Origin of the sequence: Brevibacterium sp. R8603A2, assembly GCF_023072605.1 — a bacterium.
Lineage (GTDB): Bacteria > Actinomycetota > Actinomycetes > Actinomycetales > Brevibacteriaceae > Brevibacterium > Brevibacterium pityocampae.
The window spans coordinates 134190-153327 of the sequence record NZ_JALLGN010000003.1 but is presented as its reverse complement, the minus strand read 5'-3'; the positions used below and the strand labels follow the sequence as shown (position 1 = coordinate 153327).

Here is a 19138-nt window from a genome sequence, read left to right as displayed (position 1 = left end):
GACCGGGATCAAATGAGCAGACCCAGGCGGAGTGCGTCGAGGATCGCGGAATGGACGTTGCGGCTGTTCACCGCGTCGCCGATCCGGAACAGGTCGTAACCGACCGCACCGCTGCCGGAACCTTCCGAGCCGCCGCCGGAACCTTCTGCACCCCCCGCTCCTTCCGCGCCCACCGCGACCGGGAGCTTCCGGCTCCGGGCGGCGAGCGGGTCACGCAGCGCCTGCTGGTCCACCGCGCCGCCGTTGCGCGAGCCCGGCTTGAGCGCGGTGTAGAGCTCGGCGTTGGGGATCGTGCCGTGGTCGACGACCACCGCATCGACGTCGAGCACGGTGTCGGTGTCGGAGTACTCGTTGCGCAGGGTGGCGCGCAGCCGGCCCTCGGCGCGGCTGACGTCCGCAAGCCGCTCGGCCAGCCGCACCTCCACCCCGCAGCGGCCGAACACCTCGAGGTAGGCCGGGGAGTTCATCGAGCCGACGTCGATCCCGATCATCCGCTCCGGTGAGGCGTAGACGACCTCGGCGCCGGCCTCGGCGAGCCGCTCCACCGCGTCGAGCGCGGGATTGAGCCCGTGGTCGTCGTACACGAGCACCCGGCCGCGGCGCGGGAGCTGATCGGTCATGACGTCCCAGACGTCGTGGACGAGCTTCGCCCCGGGAGCCACCGCGGAATCCGGCAGCCCGCCGGTCGCGAGGACGACGGCGTCCGGGGCGAGCCCGGCGATCATCTCCTCGTCGGCGAACGCGGAGAACCGGAACTCGGCGCCGTGCTTGCGCGCCTGCTGGTAGCGCCAGTCGACGATCCCGATGAGGTCGCGCCGCCGCGGGGAGCGCGCGGCGATCCGCACCTGCCCGCCGTACTCGCCGGCGGCCTCGAGCACGGTCACCCGGTGGCCGCGGACCGAGCACACGCGGGCCGCCTCGAGCCCGGCCGGGCCCGCCCCCACGACGACGACGTGCCGGGGGCGGGACACCTCGGCGGCGGGCACCACCTGCGGCAGGGTGAGCTCGCGGCCGGTCGCGGGGTTGTGGATGCAGTGCGCGGCGCCGGACACGTAGATGCTGTCGAGGCACAGGTTCGCGCCCACGCACGGCCGGATGTCGTCCTCCTGACCGGCGGCGATCTTCTCCACGAGATGCGGGTCGGCGAGGTGCGCGCGCGTCATGCCCACGAGGTCCACGCAGCCGTCGGCCAGCGCATGCCGGGCGGTCGGGACGTCGGCGATCCGGGTGGCGTGCATGATCGGGATCGTGATCCGCTGCCGGATCCGGCGGCACACGTCGAGGAACGGGGCGGACGGCGTGCCCATGCCGGGGATCGTCGAGGCGAGCGCCCGGTCGGAGTCGAGCCGGCCCTTGATGAGGGAGAGGAAGTCGATCCCGTGCTCGGCGTACACCTGCAGGATCTCCACCGCGTCGTCCTCGACGAGCCCGTCCGCGCGGCACTCGTCGACGCTCATCCGGATCCCGACGAGGAAGTCGGGCGGGACCGCGGCGCGCACCGCGTCGATGACCATGAGGGGGAACCGCAGCCGGTTCTCCAGGCTCCCGTTGTACTCGTCCTCGCGGTCGTTGAGCCAGGGGGACACGAAGGCGTCCATGAGGTGCCCGTAGTGCTGGAGCTCGAGGCCGTCGAGGCCGGCCGCGGCCACCCGCCGGGCCGCCGCGGCATAGTCGGCGACGATCCGCTCGATGTCCCAGTCCTCGGCCGCCTTGGCGAACGCGCGGTGCTGCGGCTCGCGGTAGCGGCTGGGCGCGACGACCGGCAGCCAGTCCCCGGCGTAGTTCGAGGTCCGCGCCCCGAGGTGGGTGACCTGGATCATCACCGCCGCCCCCGCCCCGTGGCAGTCGGCGGCGAGTTTGTCGAGCCAGGGCACGACCGCGTCGGTGGACAGGTCGATGTTGCCGAACGCCGCCGGCGAGTCCGCGGACACGCACGCCGAGCCGCCGATCATCGTCAGCCCCACCCCGCCGCGCGCCTTCTCCAGGTGGTAGACGCGGTAGCGGTCGGTGGGCATCCCGTTCTCGGTGTACGCCGGTTCGTGGGAGGTCGAGACGATGCGGTTGCGCAGCCGCAGCGGACCGAGGTCGAAGGGTTCGAGCAGGATGTCCGATGACATGGGGTGCTCCCGTGGACGCGAGGCGGCGAGTGATCGGTAATCGATTACCGATAGGATGAGTATAGTGATGTGCATCACAGTGATGTCAAGGGTCCGGTACGCACCGATCGCGGAGGCGCACCGGGGTGCCGGCATCACGTCGACCCGGGGTCGGCGGTGCGCCGGCGGGAGGAGCGAGGATCATGGAGCGCAGAGCGGCGGAGCGTGCACGGGCCGGCGACCGAGGGGCGGTGGCATGAGCGCTGATACCGAGCGGAGGCGCGTGGTGCGCAGCCCCTCGTTCCGGGAGCAGGCGCTCGACGCGATCCGTGCGGCGATCACCACCGGCGAGCTCGCCGAGCACACCGTCTATTCGGCCGCCGCGCTCGCTAAGCAGCTCGGCATGTCGCTGAGTCCCGTGCGCGAGGCGATGATGTCGCTCGTCGCCGACGGCACCGTCGAGGCGGTGCCCAACCGCGGCTACCGGCTCGTGCCGGTGACCGAGGCCGACCTCGAGGAGCTCATCGAGCTCCGCTCCCTGCTCACCGTGCCCGCGGTGCGGCGCCTGTGCGAGGCGGGAGAGCCCGGGTCGATCGAACGGCTGCGCGAGCTCGCCGCATCGGTGCTCGAGGCGGCGCGCAGTGAGGACTCCGCCGCCTTCCTCACCGCCGACCGACGCTTCTACGGCGAGGTGCTCCGCGCCGGGCTGGGACATCGGGCGGCGAGCATCGGCCTGCGCCTGCGCGATCAGAGCCGGGTCGCCGACCTCGGCCCCAAGTCCCCCGCCGTCGACCTCCGCAGCGCACAGGAGACGATCGAGCTCGTCGAGGCGATCGCCGCCGGCCGTGCGGACGAGGCGGAGCGGCTCGTCGTCGACAATCTCCACTACTTCAGGAAGACCGAGGCCGGGTGACCCGGCCCGGCCCGACGGCGGTCCACCGCCTGCCCTTCACTCCGCCCTTCGATGCGGCGGCGTTCGCCGGGTTCCTCCGCGCGCACCTCGTGGTCGGGGTCGATGCGTTCACCGGCGGCACGTACTCCCGCTCGGTGGACGGCGCGCACGGGCCCGTCCCGCTCGAGATCGACCTGCCGGACCCGGGGGAGTTTGCGGTGACGGTGCGCCTCGGCGGGGCGGGCTCCGATCACCCGGCGGTGCTCGCCCAGCTGCGGCGGTTCCTCGACCTCGACCAGGATCCGGCCGAGGTGAGCACCGCGCTCGGCGGCGACCCGATCGTCGGCCCGCTCGTGCGGGCGCGGCCGGGTCTGCGCGTGCCGGGGGCCTTCGACCCCTTCCAGACCGCGGTGTTCGCGATCCTCGGCCAGCAGGTGTCGCTCGCCGCCGCCCGCACTCTCGACGCCCGGTTCCACGCCGCGCTGTCCCCGGACGGCGTGCAGTTCCCCGACCCGCGGACGGTCGCGGCTCTCGATGCGGGGGAGCTCGCCGGCCTGCTGCGGGTGCCGGGCATGCGGGCGCGGGCGATCGTCGGCACCGCCGCGGTGTTCGCGGACGCCGGGGACCACCCGGTGGGGGCGGCAGGGCTCGCCGTGGCGGACGCCGAGGCGGTGGCGCGGCTGCGTGAGCGGCTGCTCGCGGTGTCCGGCGTGGGGCCGTGGACCGTGGACTACCTGCTGTTCCGGTGCACTGTCGACTCCGACGCCTGCGTCCCCGGGGACCTCGTGCTGCGGCAGGCGCTCGCCCGTCTCACCGGGGCCGAGGCGACCCTGTCCCCGCGCGCCGCCCAGGACCTCGCCGAGCCGTGGCGCCCGCACCGGGCGCGGGCGCTCATGCATCTGTGGACGTACGCCGCCTACGACGCCGGGTGAGGGCTCAGCGCTCGTCCTTGACGAGCGTCACCTCGGCCGGCTTGGGCCACGCATCGGCGGATTCGTAGGGGGTCCAGTCCTCGGGCTCCTCGGTGAGGTCGAGCCAGTCGGGGCCGACCTCGACCGCGGAGAGGTACCCGTCCTCGATGTGGAGCGTGACGAGCGCCGGCAGCCCGTCGGCATCGGTGAAGCGGCCCCGGGTGGGGTGGACGTGGGAGTGCGGGAGGATCCGCTGTCCCTCCTGCGGCACCTCGACCCGGTAGAAGTTGTGGTCGCCGTAGACGAAGAACCGGGCCCGTGCGAGCTGGTCGCGCAGCGAGCGCGCGTTCGCGGACTCGCCGACGACGAGCAGGTCGAGCACGGTGCGCTGGGAGGGCGTGAGCTCGACCTCGATCTCCTCGTCCTCGGGGGCCTCGAAGCCGATGCCTTTGGTGCGGGCGTCGAGCCAGCGCTCGAGCATGATCGCACCGGCGGTCGCGGCGACGGTCAGGCCGGCGACCGCCACCCGCGGGTGCTTGATCCCGAGCTTCGCCAAGAGGTCGTCGGCCCACCAGTTCGCGGAGATCCGCGGGTCGAACAGGGCCGAGCACAGCACGCCGCCACCCAGGGCGATGCCCGTATTGAGGTTGCGGGCGGCGTAGGTGTCGAGGTCCGTGGTCTCCTCCGCCGTGTTCGTCAGCCACAGGGTGGCACCGGAGAGTGCGCCGTAAGCCAGCCGGTAGGCGAACCGACCGGGGCCGGGGGCCACGTCGTCGGGGCGCATGAGCGAGAGCAGCCCGGTGAGTCCGAGAGCCGCGGCATCGGCGGCCGTGAGCGGCACGTCGACGGCACGCGGGTCGAACGAATCGTCCTCGAGCTCGACGGAGCCGACCTCGCCCTCCGCGGATTCGGCGAGCACGTCGTCGAATGCGGCGTCGTCGAGGGTGTCGTCGGACGTGTTGTTGTCGACCGCGGTGTCGTCGCCGGCGAGGGCGTCGTCGAAGTCGGGGCCGTCGGTGGGGGTGTGCTCGATCTCACTCATGACCCCATTGTGCCCAATCGCGCCGGCAGGCGCGTCCAGGTCGCCCACAGGAGGCGGGCGCGCGACGAGCGGGCGCCGTGGCCGCCCGCTCCCCTCAGCGGGCGGCGGCCGCCTCGGTCTGCCGGTACCCGGCGAGGAACTCCTCGAGCCGGTCGAGCGCCTCGGCGAGCACCTCGACGCTCGGCAGGGTGACGAGCCGGAAGTGGTCCGGCCGCCCCCAGTTGAATGCGGTGCCGTGGCTGACGAGGATCTTCTGCTCGCGGAGCAGGTCGAGTGCGAACTGCTCGTCGTCGACGATCCCGAACTTCTCCGTGTCGAGCTTGGCGAACAGGTACAGCGCGCCGCGCGCCGGTGAGCAGCTGACTCCGTCGATCGCGTTGAGGCGCTCGGCCGCGAGTGCCATCTGCGCTCCCAGGCGGCCCTCGGGCAGGATGAGGTCCTCGATCGACTGGTGGCCGCCGAGCGCGGCCTGGATCGCGTGCTGGGCCGGCACGTTCGCGCACATCCGCATGTTCGCGAGCAGCTTGATGCCCTCGAGGTAGCTCTCGGCCTTCCAGTTCGGACCGGTGATCGCGAGCCAGCCCGATCGGTACCCGGCGATCCGGTACGCCTTCGACAGCCCGGAGAACGTCAGGCACAGCACGTCCTCGCCGGTGCGGGTGGCCATGTTCACCATCTCCGCGTCGCCGTAGGTGATCTTCTCGTAGATCTCGTCGGCGAACACGATGAGGTCGTGCTGCTGGGCGATCTCGACGATCCCGTCGAGCAGCTCGCGGGAGTAGACGGCGCCGGTGGGGTTGTTCGGATTGATGACGACGATCCCGCGGGTCTGCGGGGTGATCTTCGCGCGGATGTCCTGGAGGTCGGGGTTCCAGCCGTCGTGCTCGTCGCACCGGTAGTGGACGGGGGTGCCGCCCGACAGTGCCACCGAGGCGGTCCACAGCGGGTAGTCGGGGGTGGGGACGAGGATCTCGTCGCCGGGGTCGCACAGCGCCTGGAGCGAGAGCGTGATGAGCTCGCTCACCCCGTTGCCCAGGTAGACGTCGTCGGCATCGAGGTTCCGGATCCCCTTCGTCTCGTAGTACTGGACGACGGCGCGGCGGGCCGAGGGGATCCCCCGGGAGTCGCTGTAGCCCTGTGCCTCCGGGAGGTGCTTGATCATGTCGACGAGGATCGCGTCGGGGGCCTCGAAGCCGAACGGGGCGGGGTTGCCGATGTTGAGCTTGAGGATCCGGTGGCCCTCCGCCTCCATCCGGTCGGCCTCCTCGAGCACGGGCCCGCGGATGTCGTAGAGGACGTTGGAGAGCTTGGCCGACTGCGTGAACATGGAGACCTTTCGTGGAGGCGGGGCGGACGGGCGGAGGCCTGCCGGGGCGGAGGTGCGGTGGTGCAGAGCGTGCCGGCAGCGCACCTCCGAGGCGTGGTGACAGCATGGTCCACGATACGACCTCGGCCGCGCGGACACTGGGAAGCAAAAGGTTCCACCTGTCGGCCTTTGGCCCGCAGCCCCGGCCGCAGACCGAGGCGCGATCCCGGCTGCGGACCGGCTGCGGATGCCGATGCGAGTGTCTCTGCGAACAGCAGCTGTTTCGGGGGCGTTCCGGGCCGCTTCAGCTGATATTCGGTTGTCCGGGCGAGAAACACTCGCATCCGGGGCCGGTGGGTGCGGCCCGAGGTCCGGGCCGGTCTGCCGTCCCGACTACGGACGGGCGCCGTCTGTGCCGACGAGCGTGGGTGCGGACTACGCTGGGAGGCGTGAATTCCCCCTCCGTCCTGCTCCTCGTCTTCGACCTCCTCGGTGTCTTCTTCTTCGCGATCTCCGGCAACCTGCTGGCCGCGCGCCGGAACTTCGACATCACCGGCGGTCTCATCCTCGGTCTCCTCGCCGGGCTGGGCGGCGGTGTGATCCGCGACGTCATCCTCGGCACCACCCCCACCTCGCTCCGGGAACCGATCTACCTGCTCCCGCCGGTGCTCGCCGCTGTCGTCGTCTACCTGCTCGGACACCGCGCAGAACGCGCGCGGGTGCCGATCGTCGTGTTCGATGCCCTGGGGCTCGCGTTGTTCTCCGTCACCGGCTCGATCATCGCGATCGGCGGCGGGATGAACTTCCCGGCCGCCGTCATCCTCGGGGTGCTCACCGCGACCGGCGGGGGGCTCATGCGCGACGTCGTCGCCAACGAGGTGCCCGCCGTGTTCAACGGCTCCGACCTCTACGTGATCCCGGCCTTCGTCGGCGCGGTGCTCACCGCACTCGTCCGCTTCAACGACATCTGGAACGTGTGGACGGGCAGCGTGATCGTGGTGCTCGTGTTCGTCTTCCGGATGCTCGCCTGGCGCCTCCAGTGGCGCGTGCCCCAGCCGATGCGCGGCTGGTCCTTCCGCGAGATCCACGCCCAGGCACGGAAGCGCGGGTCCGCCTTCCGCCCGCTGTGGGTGCGCCGCAGCCCGGCGACCGCATCCGGCAGCCACGCCACGGGCCGGAGTGGGGGCCAGGGCGAGGCCCGGGACGCCGGGAGCAGCGACGCGGAGGAACAGGGGCGCGACGACCGCTCGCGCACCGGCGGCGCACCGCCTGCGGACCCGGGCGACGGCTCTGACGCGCCGCGGGCCGACGGGTAGGCTGGAAGGTATGACGCGCCCGCTGCATTCGCTCGCTCCCGAGGAGATCGTCGGGCTGTGCGCCGCGCAGTTCGGGGTGGACGTCGTGTTCGAGGAGTCCCTGCCCGGACTCGCCGCGATCAACGTGCTGCTGCGCGCGGAGCTCGGACAGCCCGATCGACCCGGAGGATCCGATCACCCCGAGCAGACCGATGCCGTCGAGCAGGCCGGTGATCCCGGGCAGCCGCCTGCACGGTTCGTGCTCAAGGCCGAGTACCCGTCACCGACGATGACGCCGGCCCATTTCGACTGGGTGTGCCGCACCCAGGAGCAGGCGCGTGCCGCCGGTCTCCCCATAGCGGCCCAGGTCCCGGCCCGCACCCCCTTCACCGACCCCTCGACCGGGGAGTCCTCCGGTGCGCTCGCCCTCGTCGACGTCGACGGCACTCCGGCGATGGTCCGGCTCCACGCTTTCCTGCCCGGGCAGGAGGCGGCCGCCGCCCGGTCCGAGTGGTATCCGGGACTCGCCGGGGCGCTCGCCGCCCGGATGACGAACGCGCTCGCCGACGCACCTGCCGAACCCGCACCCGTGGTCCACCCCTGGTCGTTCGTCGCGACCGGCGCGAACGTGCTCTCCCTCTGCGACCGCATCAACGCGCTCGAGGCCGCCGGGCAGGTCCCGCAGGAGTTCGGCACCCCGCTGTCGGCCGACCTCGCGCTCGTCCGCGCGCACGCCCAGGAGTTCGAGCAGTCGGTGCGGCCGGCGCTCACCGGGCTCCCGCACCAGGTCGTCCACCAGGACCTCAACGACTCCAACATCCTGCTGTCGGGCGGGCGGGTCTCCGGCGTCATCGACTTCAACGACTCCGCCACCGCGCCGCGGCTGGCCGAGCTCGCGATCGCCGCCGCCTCGGCGATGATCGGGCAGAGCGATCCGGCCGCGGCCCTCACCGCCGCCCACCGGGCGTACCAGGCCGAGGCGGCGGGCACCTCGGCGGCGCTCGACCCGGCGGAGTCCGCGCTCGTCGAGCACGCCGCTCTCACCCGGCTGGCGCTCATCGCATGTACCTGGACCGCCCGCGCCATCACCGCCCCGCCCGAGCACCCGCACGCGCGCACCGGACGCGCGCGCATGCGCAGCACCTGGCCGGTGCTGCGCGCGGTGCTCGGCTCGTGAGCCCCGTGCCCGCCGCCGGCCCCGGCAAGCGCCCGCCGCGCTGACACCGACCACCCGCACCCGGACCCCGCCCCCAGGAGGAATCCCATGATCCGCCAGCCGAACCGTCGCCGCGTCATCCAGGCCGCCGCCGTCACCGGTGGACTCGCCGGGGTGGGCCTCACCGCCGCCTGCTCCTCCGACGACTCCGGCGGGGAGAGCAGCCCAACCCTCACCGTCGCCGCCTCCGAGGTGCCCGTGGGCTCCGGACTCGTGCTCGACAACACCTACGCGGTGGTGCAGCCGACCGCCGGCGACTTCCGCGCCTACACCGCGATCTGCCCCCACCAGGGGTGCACGGTGCGCGAGATCACCGAGACGGAGATCATCTGTCCCTGCCACTCCTCGCGCTTCTCCACCGCCGACGGCACGGTGATGTCCGGGCCTACGGACGTGCCGCTCAAGGAGGCGCAGGTGACCGAGGCCGACGGCCAGCTCACCATCGGCCCGGCGAGCTGAGCCGGATCCGACAGCAGCGTCGGCGCCGCGGCCGAGCGGAGCGGGGTCAGCCGAGGCGCCGACGGAGGATGAGGGCCGTCGCGCCGAGCACGATGAGGGCCGCACCGACCCCGAGCGCTGTACCGGCCTCGGCCCCGGTCCGCGGCAGGGTGCCCCGGTCGCCGCCGGAGTCCTCACCACCTTCGGTGCCGTTCCCGCCCCTGGGCTCCGTGCGCGGGGGATCATCGGAGCGATCACCATCGGAACGGTCATCCCCGGGCTGGCCGGGATCGGTTCCCTCGTCGTCCTCATCGTCCTCGCGCCCGGGCTGCTCCTCGTCGGGCGCATCGGACGGGCCGGCGGTCGGTGATGCCGTCGGGTCCGTGGTCGGTGATGCGGTCGGGTCCGTGGTCGGATCAGGGGTCGGCGCGGCGGTCTCCGGGTCGTCCGGGGCCGGCGAAGCGTCGCCCGTCGGTGCGACGGTAGGGTCGTCGTCGCTCGGCGTCGGGTCCTCCGAGGGCACCTCCTCGCCCGGCCGGGGATCCTCGTCGGGGTTCCGGTCCTCGGGGGCGCGCCCGCCGTCGGCGATCGGCCCGTCGGTCACGAGCTTGTCTTCGCCGCAGCGGTCGATGGAGAACTGATCGAGGACTTCGCCCACTCCGAGGTCCGTCGTCGGGTTCGATCCCTTCGCGCCGATGACCGAGGTGTACTCGAGCTCGCACCCGCGGATGGAGATCGTCTGGTACGTCGACACCTGACCGTGCCGGACCACCTGGGTCGCTCCGTTCTGCGTCCACGTGTTGTCGTCGATCGGCTGCTGCTGGTAGTGCTTCGGCCCCGCATTGGAGATCACGTACACCGGCCCGGAGGTGACGCCCGGCGTCTCCGTGGCGTCCTCGTCGACGTAGCCGCGGGCATAGGTGTGGTCGTGGCCTTGGAGGATGAGGTCGACATCGTGCTCCTGGAGCACCGGGCCGATCGCCGCACGCGCCTCGGGCTCGTCGCGCCCCACCGCCGAGGAGAAGATCGGCTGGTGCATGGTGACGACGGTCCAATCGTGGGGGTTGTCCGTCAGCACCTCGTCGAGCCAGGCCGCCTGCGCCTCGAGGTCCCGGTTGCCGTCGAGTCCGACGAAGCGGACGCCCTGGTAGTCGTAGTAGTAGGAGGTCTCGTCGGTGGCGCCGTTGTCCGGGAGCGCGAAATTCATCCGGAAGTAGCGCATGCGGGAGTCGCCGTAGGTCTCGTGATTGCCCGGGACCGGCATGACGAGCCGGTCCGCGGCGTTGGCCCCGAGGCCGGCGAACCAGTCATCCCACTCCATCTGGATCGGCGCCCAGTTGACCATGTCGCCGGCGTGGATCGACAGGCGGGCCTCGGGAATGGCCTCGAACCCGGCGTCGACGACCGGCGGCCAGGCGTCGCGCAGACCCTCCTGAGCGTCGCCGAAGTAGAGGAAGTCGAAGTCGGTCGCGCCGGCGGCGGCGGTGGTGAAGGAGTGCCAGTCCCCGGCCCCGCTGTCCGGACCGGCCGCGGATTCCTCGTCGAGGTCGTCGCGGACCACCCGGTACCGGTAGGCGGTGTCGGGCCGCAGTCCGGTGAGCTCGGCGTGCCACGTGTGCTTGATGAGGTAGAAGCCGTCCTGCTCCGTGGGGATCGCATCCACGGTGCCGTCCGGGTGCTCGAGCTCGATGTCGTAGCCGGCTGCCGGCGGAGCGGAGAAGTTGACCGCGACCGAGGTGTCGGGGGCTGCGGTCGGGTTGATGACGAGTCGACGGACGTCGAGCTCGGCATCGGAGAAGACCTGCGCCTCGGGCGTCGTGCCGGTCGAACCGGTATCGGTGCTCCCGAGCGCTGCGGCGGGAAGAGGGGAGAGGACGAGGGCGGCGATCAGTATTGAGGCTCCGAGGCGCTGCATGGGACTCCCAGGTCGGATCGTGGCACGGGACGGCGATCCAGGACAGTCTTACCGGCCGGTATTGCTCGGGCGATGAGGCCATATGACGACGGGAGGAAGCGCCGGTGAACGCCCGGTGAGCCGCACGGCACCGGCGAGAGAGCAGAGCGCGACCGGTGGGGAGTGCGGTCACCCGCCGGAGCGGGCGCTCACCGTTCAGGCGAGCAGCATCGGGGCGAAGAGCACGCCGAGGACGAGCACGGCGACGATGCACTCGACGACAGTGGAGGCGATCTGCGCCCGCCGCCCGGCGGTCGGCAGCCACGGCAGCGCCGGGAAGGCGCGCGCGGCGAACCACACGGAGGCGATGAGGACGAGCGCGCCGAGAGTCCACAGGAGGAACGCCCAGAGCGGGAAGCCGAGCAGCAGCCGCACGATGGCGAAGGTCGTGACCACGGAGATGTAGCCCGTGATGATCCCGGTGCGCGAGGACCCGGCGAGGGTCTTCTCGGCCTTCTCGGAGAGACCCGCCCGGCCGGCCGGCGTCGATGACACGGTCACCGGGGCCGCGGAATCGACGGAGGTCATCGACTCCGCGGGAGCGGCTCCGGTGGTCACTGCGGCCGCGAGCCTGCGCATGGTGAGGAACCGGGATGCGGACAGCCAGAGGAGGATCCCGAGGCCGACGATGAGGATGGCGGTGAGGACAGTGGTCATCGATCTGCTCCTTCGTTCGCAGGTGCGTCGTCCGCAGTGTCGGTGCCCTGAGTTGCGGAGCTGCCGAGGAGGGCGGCGGTGCCGCCGACGGCGAGTGCGGTGTTCGCCAGGGCCACGACCGCGTCACCGGAGTCGGTGAAGCCGACGAACGAGGCGTACCCGCCGGTCATGCCGGAGTGCGCGGTAAGGGTGCCCTCCCCGGACTCCAGGGGATTGGTGATCCAGGCCCAGCCGATCTCCTCCCCGGGCTCCTCGAACGGATGCCGGGGCTCCGTGGCCGCGGCCCCGGGTGCCGAGCCGTCACGCACCGCGGTGAGCCAGATCGCCATGTCGTGCGGGGTCGAGCGGATCCCGCCGGCCGGTGCCTCGGGTCCGAGGGTCCAGGCGCCCGAGCGCAGGCCGGCCGCAGTGTAGCCCGTGGGCGCACCGGTCGCCAGGCCGTCCTCGGTGATGGGGGCGTAGGTGTCGTCCATGCCCAGCGGTGCGGTGATCCGCTCGCGCAGCAGGTCGGCGTAGGCGGTGCCGGTGACCTCCTCGAGCGCCATGCCGAGGAGGGCCGTGCCGTAGTTCGAGTACAGCGGCTCCGGCTCGGCGTCGATCTCCACCGCGGAGAGCCCGTCGAGCAGTCCCTCCCGGGTCTCGACGTAGGGGTCGAGCCGGAGGAAGGTGAGAAGGAACGTCCGGGCGAAGCCTGCTGCACCCGACGGTGCGAGCCGCGGCAGCCCGGAGCGGTGGGAGGCGAGCTCGTCGAGGGTGACCTCCTGCGCATTGCCGGCGCGTTCGCCGAACACCGCGCCGAGCGTGGTCTCGGGGGTGACCTCGCGGCGCTCCACGGCGTCGACGAAGAGCATGGAGGTGAAGGTCTTCGACACCGAGCCGATCTCGAACTCGGTGCGCTCATCGGCATCGAAGCCGGCGAACTCGGTGGAGCCGTCGGGATGGATCCGGGTGACGGCGAGGGCGTGGTGGCCGCGTCCGCCGTCGAGCGCGGTGCGGACCTCCTCGGCGAGCTCGGCATCACCGGTGGCGGCGTCTGCAGCGGGCAGAGAGCGGGGGAACGGGGTGAGGGCGGTGAGGACGAGGGCGAGTGCCGCCATCGCCGCGATGGCCGGGACGAGTGTGCGGGGGGACATGGGCGCTCCTAACCCTGGGTGGCGAGGATGATGGTGAGCAGCGGGATGATGCGCTCGACGGGGACCGTCCAGCGGCCGCGCCGCGGTGATTCGAGCCAGCCGGCCGCGGCGAGCTGGTTGACGTGGTGGTAGATCTGACCGGTCGTGCCGAAGTCGCCGGATTCGACGAGGTCTGCAACCGAGTGCGCGCCGTCGTACACGGCCTGGATGAGTGCGAGGCGGACCGGGCTGGCGAGCGCGGCGAGCGCGGCGGCCGAGTCCGCGAAGTCCGCCGCCTCGATGTGCGCGGCCGTGCGGCCGTACTGCCAGTCGGCCCGCTTGCCGTCCGGTTTGCGGAGGTAGCCGGCGAACACGACACCGCCGAGGTCGCCGAGCGTGTCCTTGAGCCCGTTGAGGGCCCAGAAGGGATCGACGCCGCCGGCGGTCGGCTGCGCACCGGTGGAGCCGCGAGCCGAGCCCGAGGTGGGCTGCGCGCCGGCGGAGGTGTCACCGGGGAGCGGGTCGGCGAGGTCCGGCGCGCGGGCGGCGGTGCCGGGCTCGGTGCCGAGAGCTGCGACGAGCGAGGAGACCTGCTCCTCGAGGGCGGTGAGGCGAGCTGCGAGATCGTCGGCCGGGGGGTGGTTCCCGGCCGGGCCGTGCGCGTCAGCCGGCTGCCCGTCGCCCGGGGAAGGCGTCTGAGCGGGGTCCTGGTGATCGGTCATGTGTCCATAGTACGTAATTCCTGTAATTACGTAAATGGAGGATTCCTCGACGGGAGGATCAGGGGGAGTGCGCGCTCGAGCGGGGCAGGGCTGCGTCGGGGCCGAGGCGCGGCCGGCCCGGCCGTGCCGGCGCCGGGCCGGCGTGGGGCCGACCGATCCGGCATCGGGCTGACCGGCCCCTCGGCCTACGATGGATCCATGAGCGAGACGCCCCGCACCCCGTCCTCCGACCCGACCGATTCCGCGACCCCGGTACCCCCGGCCCCCGGCACAGCAGGACCTGCCGCGCCCCGGTCCGCCGGCACCTACGACGACTCCCCGGCCGCGGAGATGGAGCGCGCCCGGTTCGCGCAGATGAACTTCCACACCCGCAAGTGGGTGCGGCCGGAGGACCTCAACGCGAACGGCACGCTGTTCGGCGGCAGCCTGCTGCGCTGGATCGACGACGAGGCCGTCGTCTACGCGATGATCCAGCTCGGCAACCAGCGGATCGTCACTAAGTACCTGTCCGAGATCAACTTCCGCGCCTCCGCCGTGCAGGGCGACATCATCGAGATCGGCCTGCAGGCCACGAGCTTCGGTCGCACCTCGCTCACCATGCGCTGCGAGGTCCGCAACATCATCACCGAGGAGCTCATCCTGTCGATCGAGAAGATCGTGTTCGTCGGCCTCGACGAGTCCGGAGAGCCGAAGGAGCACGGCTACACCGACATCACCTTCGAGCGCGACCGCTTCCCCGAGGAGCTGCGACACCGCCGGTCCTGAGCGGGCCGGCCCGCGCCTCGGCCGGAGCGCGGACATCCGGCTCTCGAGCGGTGAATGCGGGACCGACCAGTGATGGCCCGCCTGTCAGCCGGCGAGCACGGTGGCCGCACCGACGGCGAGCCCGAGCGCGAGGGCCGCGCAGGAGGACGCGCGCACAGACCGCAGCCGGGCGCGGAGGATGCCGCGCGGCGAGAACTCCTCCTCGACATCGATCCCGGCGGCGTGCTCGCGCGAGTCCGCACGCACGTCGAACACCATGCGCTGGGGTGCGGCGGCGTCGAACCGCACCGGGATCACCGACCCGCGGGCGAGCATCTCCGCGTCGAGCGGCTCGAGCAGCCAGGTCAGCCGGCTGCGCAGCGCGCACCCCGAGCGGCGTCGGGCGTCGAGCGCGATCCGGACCAGGCGCTGCGATCCCAGCCGTTCGACGTGGACGCGGCGGATCCGGGCGAGGCCGGCCGCGCCCGTGCGCAGCAGAGTCTCCGCTTCTGCTCGCGGCACGGCGATGTCGCACGCGGCCATGGTGCCGGCGTGGAGGAGCGATGCGGCGGCCGCGATGAGGACCACGGGCCAGGCGAGCGCGAGCACCCGGACGCCCGGCGACGCCTCGGCCAGGAAGCGGATCGGTCCGGAGAGTGCGACGAGGACGGCGCAGACGAGGATCCCGGCACCGAGCCCGAGGCAGAACCACAGCGCCGCGCGGCCGAGGGGCGCTTCGCGACGTCGAGGAGCGGGTGTCCCCGCAACAGGTCGGACGAGCTCGGGCACGGCCGCCACGCTAGACGCAGCAGACGAACCGGAGCCGGGCCGCGGACGAACGGCGCCCGGCCGCCGGATGAACGGCAGGAGCCGGGATCGCCCGTCATCTACACTGGATCGGTGATGTCAGGCAGCAGCGATCCAGCGACCCCGGGCGATCCGGAGACCCCGACCGACCCCGTCGACGGCGAACCCGCCCTCGTCGACCGCGAACCCGTCGACGGCGACCCTGTCGACGGCGACCCCGCACCGGGCCGGTTCGAGTCCGGTCCCGAGGGCACCGACTCCGTCGACCCCGTCCTCACCGGAGACCAGCTGCGGAGCATGGGACGCTGGATGTTCGCCCGCGGCCTCCTCGGGTTCGCGTTCGGCATGGCCACGGTGTTCTGGCCGCGCGACATCCTCGCGAACGCCACCCAGCTCACCCTCGGCGTGCAGACCGTCGACTGGGTGATCATCGCCTACCTCGCGCTCTCCGCGGTCCTCCTCGTCCTCGCGGCGCGCCGCGCCCCGCAGCCGGTGCGCACTGCGCTGCTCGGCCAGGCGGTCGTCGTCGTCCCCGCCGTCGTCTTCCTCCTCATCGCCGACACCCCGCCGCAGCTGCGCGCCGCCGTCTGCATCTGGGCGATCCTCCACGGCGCCCTCGAGCTGTGGATCCACCGGACCCTGCGCGCCGCGCCGATGGCCTCCGACCACCTCATCGCCGCCGCCTGCCACCTGCTGCTCGGAGTGATCCTCGCTTTCGGCTCGGACATGGGGGCATTGACGATCTTCGGCTTCGCCGGTGCGGCGGTCGTCATCGCCTCGGTACTGTATATGGTGGGCGGTTACTCCCGGGTCGCCCGCGCCCGCGCCTGACCGTCCGCCCCACGATCCGCGTCGCGACGATCCCGATTCCCGGCTTCCGCTCCGGCCCACCGACCGGCGCGGTGCCGGCCCGCACCTCGGCTGCGGCCGGGCGCCGCCCCGCCGACCAACACCACGTCGACCCCCACGCCACCAGCCACCACGTGAGAAGAGCCCCATGACCGTCATCACCTCCGGACTCGACACCTGGGATCCCGCGGCCCCGACCGCCGGGCCCCTCGGCGACCTCGCCGAGGCGATGCGCACCCTCGACGCGGACCTGTTCACCGCGATCGGACTCATCGCGCGCGCCCCGCGGCTGCTCGTCGCCACCGACTACGACGGCACCATCGCCCCGATCGTCGACCGGCCCACGCACGCCTACCCGCTGCCGATCTCCCTGGTGAGCATGCGCGCACTCGCCGCGCTGCCCGAGACCGAGGTGGCGGTGATCTCCGGTCGCTCGCTCCGCGACCTCGCCGCGATGTCCCGGCTCCCCCGCGAGGTCACTCTCGTCGGCTCCCACGGCTCGGAGACGGACATCGACGCCGTCGACGCGCTCTCCGCCGAGGAGCGCCGGGCCCTGGCCGGCCTGCAGCGCGCCGTCGCCGAGCTCAGCGCCGAACTCCCCGACCTCCACGTCGAGACCAAGCCCACCGGCTCCGCCGTGCACCTGCGGGGTCTGAGCGACGACTCCCGTGCTGTCGCCCAGGCCGCGCTCGGCCGCATCGCACGCGACACCGGGTTGAACCTCGTGCGCGGCAAGGAGGTCGCCGACCTCAGCGTCGTGACGACCTCGAAGGGCGACGCCCTGCGCGAGCTGCGCGCCCGCCTCGACTCCGGGGCCGTGCTCTACATCGGCGACGACATCTCCGACGAGCTCGCGCTCGCCACGCTCGGCGTCGGCGACCTCGGCATCAAGGTCGCGCCCGCCGGCGCACCCGGCGGGGAAGCACCCGGCGGGGACCTCGGATCCGGTGCGCCGGACGCGGGCATCGGCACCGACGCAGCCGGCGGGCACCTCGGCGCCGGCACAGGCCTCGGCGCTGGCGGCGGGGCGGACACCCACGCGCGGTTCACGATCCCGGACCCGGAGACCGTCGCGCTCATCCTCACGAGCATCTTCGAGCTCCGCCGTGCCTGGCTGTTCGGCAAGAACGCCGTCCCGATCGAGCGGCACACGATGCTCGCCAACGGCCAGTCGACCGCGCTCGTCGACCCGGCCGGCCGGATCTGCTGGATGCCGCACCCGCTGCCGCACTCGGCCTCGATGTTCTCCGAGATCCTCGGCTCCGACGCCGCCGGCTACTACTCGGTGGGACTCGCCTCCGGCGCCAAGCCGCTGACCCAGCGCTACCAGGACCACACGACGCTCGTCGAGACGCGGTGGGCCGGACTCACCGCGCGCGACTACCTCGCCCCGGTGCCCGAGGACAGCCAGGACACCGTGCTCGTCCGCGTCCTCACCGGGGACGCCGAGGCGGAGATCCGGTTCGCCCCGCGCCCGGACTTCGGCGCCTACCCCACCCGCCTCGAGCGCGTGGGCGACGGCGTCCGAGTCCTCGGCACCGCGGAGCCGATCATGCTCCACGCGCGCGGCGTCGAGTTCGAGATCGTGACCGAGAACGGCTCCGACACCGCGGTCGCCCGGGTGCGCCCGAGCGAGTTCGAGAAGCAGAAGGTCGTGCTCGTGCTCGTGTGCGGCGGGTACTTCGGCGACACCGACTACCTGCTCGACGGCGGCGAGGAGTTCGTGCGCCGCCGGGCGGCCGGCTACTGGCGCAACTGGGTGAACAGCCTCGATCTGCCGCAGCTCAAGCGCGAGGAGGTGACGCGCTCGGCGATCACGCTGCGCGCGCTGTGCCACGAGCCCACCGGCGGCGTGCTCGCCGCTGCCACCTCCTCCCTGCCGGAGGGGATCGGCGGCATCCGCAACTGGGACTACCGCTACTGCTGGCTGCGCGACGGCTCGATGACCGTGCGCACCCTCATCGACCTCGGCTCGACCGCGGAGGCCGAGGGCTTCCTCGGCTGGCTGTCCGGGATCCTCGCCGACGCCGCCGGCCCCGAGCAGCTCCACCCCCTCTACGCCGTCGACGGGTCCGCACTCACCACCGAGGCCGTCCTCGAGCACCTGCCCGGCTATGCGGGCTCCCGCCCGGTGCGCGTGGGCAACGCCGCCGAGCACCAGGTGCAGCTCGACGTGTTCGGCCCCGTCACCGAGCTTCTCCGCGACCTCACCTTCACCCTCGAGGACCTGTCGGAGGACAACTGGCGACTCACCTGCGAGATGGTCACCGCCGTCGAGCGGCGCTGGCACGAGGCCGACCACGGCATCTGGGAGGCCCGCCGGGAGCCCAAGCACAACGTCTACACCAAGGTCATGTGCTGGGTCACCGTCGACCGTGCGATCGCGATCGCCGAGCACTTCGGGCGGACCATGCCCGGGGCGTGGCGGCAGCTGCGTGAGACGATCGCCGACGACGTCATCACCCACGGCTGGAACGAACGCGTGGGCGCCTACACCGTGGCCTACGGCGAGGACGACCTCGACGCCGCCTGCCTCTTCATGGGCCTGTCCGGACTGCTCGCGCCGGACGACCCGCGGTTCGCCGCGACGGTCGATGCGATCGAGCGCGACCTGCGGGTGGGCCCGACGGTGTTCCGCTACCACTACGACGACGGGCTGCCCGGCCTCGAGGGCGGGTTCCACATCTGCACGACCTGGCTCATCGAGGCGTTCATCCTCGTCGGCCGGCTCGACGACGCGCGCGACCTGTTCCGGCGGCTCGACGACCTCATGGGCCCCACCGGGCTGTTCCCCGAGGAGTACGACCCGGCCTCCGAGACCCACCTGGGCAACCACCCGCAGGCGTACTCGCACCTCGGCTACATCCGGGTCGCGCGAATGCTCGACGACCTCACCGGCGTGCCCGACCCCGCGAGCGGCCACACCGACCTCGACGACGTGGAGGACACGGACCGGGCCTGAGCGGGCCCCGGGCGCCGAACCGCGGAGTATCCCGGACCGAGCGCGCAATTGCGCGCCCGCTTTCGGATACCCCGCAGTACGATCGGTGCCGAGGCATGAGCGCCCGGACCGGCATGGCGTGAGCGCTCGGACGGG

The 19138-nt window shown here is 72.5% G+C and carries 16 protein-coding genes; 8 read left to right on the top strand and 8 right to left on the bottom strand.

Annotation, left to right across the window (positions count from 1 at the left end):
- Window positions 1–8: 8 nt before the first annotated feature.
- Window positions 9–2117, bottom strand: coding sequence for an NAD(P)-binding protein (locus MTQ12_RS04215; RefSeq protein ID WP_247424276.1), 2109 nt, complete (start codon window positions 2115–2117; stop codon window positions 9–11).
- A gap of 235 nt (window positions 2118–2352) precedes the next feature.
- Here MTQ12_RS04215 and MTQ12_RS04210 point away from each other — a divergent pair, with 235 nt between their 5' ends.
- Both MTQ12_RS04210 and MTQ12_RS04205 read left to right on the top strand, forming a co-directional pair.
- Window positions 2353–3009, top strand: coding sequence for a GntR family transcriptional regulator (locus tag MTQ12_RS04210; protein WP_247424275.1), 657 nt, complete (start codon window positions 2353–2355; stop codon window positions 3007–3009).
- Entirely contained in the window at window positions 3006–3920 is a 915-nt protein-coding gene (locus MTQ12_RS04205) for an AlkA N-terminal domain-containing protein (protein WP_247424274.1), read from the top strand. The genes MTQ12_RS04210 and MTQ12_RS04205 overlap by 4 nt, the downstream gene beginning before the upstream one ends.
- A gap of 4 nt (window positions 3921–3924) precedes the next feature.
- Here the strand turns inward: MTQ12_RS04205 and MTQ12_RS04200 are convergent, their stop codons facing one another.
- Both MTQ12_RS04200 and MTQ12_RS04195 read right to left on the bottom strand, forming a co-directional pair.
- Window positions 3925–4941, bottom strand: a complete 1017-nt coding sequence (locus tag MTQ12_RS04200; RefSeq protein ID WP_247424273.1) for a hypothetical protein — start codon at window positions 4939–4941, stop codon at window positions 3925–3927.
- A 94-nt stretch (window positions 4942–5035) separates the two neighbouring features.
- Window positions 5036–6268 carry a pyridoxal phosphate-dependent aminotransferase gene (locus MTQ12_RS04195; RefSeq protein ID WP_247424272.1) on the bottom strand — a complete coding sequence of 411 codons (1233 nt, stop codon included), beginning with the start codon at window positions 6266–6268 and terminating at the stop codon, window positions 5036–5038.
- A gap of 428 nt (window positions 6269–6696) precedes the next feature.
- Between MTQ12_RS04195 and MTQ12_RS04190 the strand changes: the two genes are divergently transcribed.
- From MTQ12_RS04190 to MTQ12_RS04180, 3 genes are all read left to right on the top strand, one after another.
- Complete coding sequence (locus MTQ12_RS04190; RefSeq protein ID WP_348983844.1) at window positions 6697–7563, top strand: TRIC cation channel family protein; 867 nt, start codon at window positions 6697–6699, stop codon at window positions 7561–7563.
- A 10-nt stretch (window positions 7564–7573) separates the two neighbouring features.
- Window positions 7574–8719, top strand: coding sequence for a phosphotransferase (locus MTQ12_RS04185; protein WP_137318567.1), 1146 nt, complete (start codon window positions 7574–7576; stop codon window positions 8717–8719).
- Window positions 8720–8806: 87 nt separating this feature from the next.
- Complete coding sequence (locus MTQ12_RS04180; RefSeq protein WP_137318568.1) at window positions 8807–9217, top strand: Rieske (2Fe-2S) protein; 411 nt, start codon at window positions 8807–8809, stop codon at window positions 9215–9217.
- Between the two features lie 46 nt (window positions 9218–9263).
- On the opposite strand, the gene MTQ12_RS04175 is transcribed toward MTQ12_RS04180, so the two are convergent.
- The 4 genes from MTQ12_RS04175 to MTQ12_RS04160 all read right to left on the bottom strand — a co-directional run bounded on the left by MTQ12_RS04175 (window position 9264) and on the right by MTQ12_RS04160 (window position 13641).
- Window positions 9264–11111, bottom strand: a complete 1848-nt coding sequence (locus MTQ12_RS04175; RefSeq protein ID WP_247424269.1) for a metallophosphoesterase — start codon at window positions 11109–11111, stop codon at window positions 9264–9266.
- Window positions 11112–11306: 195 nt separating this feature from the next.
- Window positions 11307–11807, bottom strand: coding sequence for a hypothetical protein (locus tag MTQ12_RS04170; protein WP_137318569.1), 501 nt, complete (start codon window positions 11805–11807; stop codon window positions 11307–11309).
- Window positions 11804–12940 (bottom strand): serine hydrolase domain-containing protein, encoded by a 1137-nt coding sequence (locus MTQ12_RS04165; protein WP_247424268.1) that lies wholly within the window; start codon window positions 12938–12940, stop codon window positions 11804–11806. The genes MTQ12_RS04170 and MTQ12_RS04165 overlap by 4 nt, the downstream gene beginning before the upstream one ends.
- 8 nt (window positions 12941–12948) lie before the next feature.
- On the bottom strand, window positions 12949–13641 hold the full coding sequence (locus MTQ12_RS04160; RefSeq protein WP_247424265.1) for a winged helix-turn-helix domain-containing protein: 693 nt from the start codon (window positions 13639–13641) through the stop codon (window positions 12949–12951).
- A gap of 330 nt (window positions 13642–13971) precedes the next feature.
- Between MTQ12_RS04160 and MTQ12_RS04155 the strand changes: the two genes are divergently transcribed.
- Window positions 13972–14406 carry a hotdog domain-containing protein gene (locus MTQ12_RS04155; RefSeq protein WP_137320363.1) on the top strand — a complete coding sequence of 145 codons (435 nt, stop codon included), beginning with the start codon at window positions 13972–13974 and terminating at the stop codon, window positions 14404–14406.
- 84 nt (window positions 14407–14490) lie between these two features.
- On the opposite strand, the gene MTQ12_RS04150 is transcribed toward MTQ12_RS04155, so the two are convergent.
- Window positions 14491–15174: a hypothetical protein gene (locus MTQ12_RS04150; RefSeq protein WP_137318572.1), complete on the bottom strand. Its 684-nt coding sequence runs from the start codon at window positions 15172–15174 to the stop codon at window positions 14491–14493.
- 114 nt (window positions 15175–15288) lie between these two features.
- Here MTQ12_RS04150 and MTQ12_RS04145 point away from each other — a divergent pair, with 114 nt between their 5' ends.
- Entirely contained in the window at window positions 15289–16023 is a 735-nt protein-coding gene (locus MTQ12_RS04145; protein ID WP_247424262.1) for a hypothetical protein, read from the top strand.
- Between the two features lie 166 nt (window positions 16024–16189).
- The gene (otsB, locus tag MTQ12_RS04140; protein ID WP_247424259.1) at window positions 16190–19003 is read left to right on the top strand and encodes a trehalose-phosphatase; all 2814 of its coding nucleotides are present in this window, start codon (window positions 16190–16192) and stop codon (window positions 19001–19003) included.
- The last annotated feature ends 135 nt before the right edge of the window (window positions 19004–19138 follow it).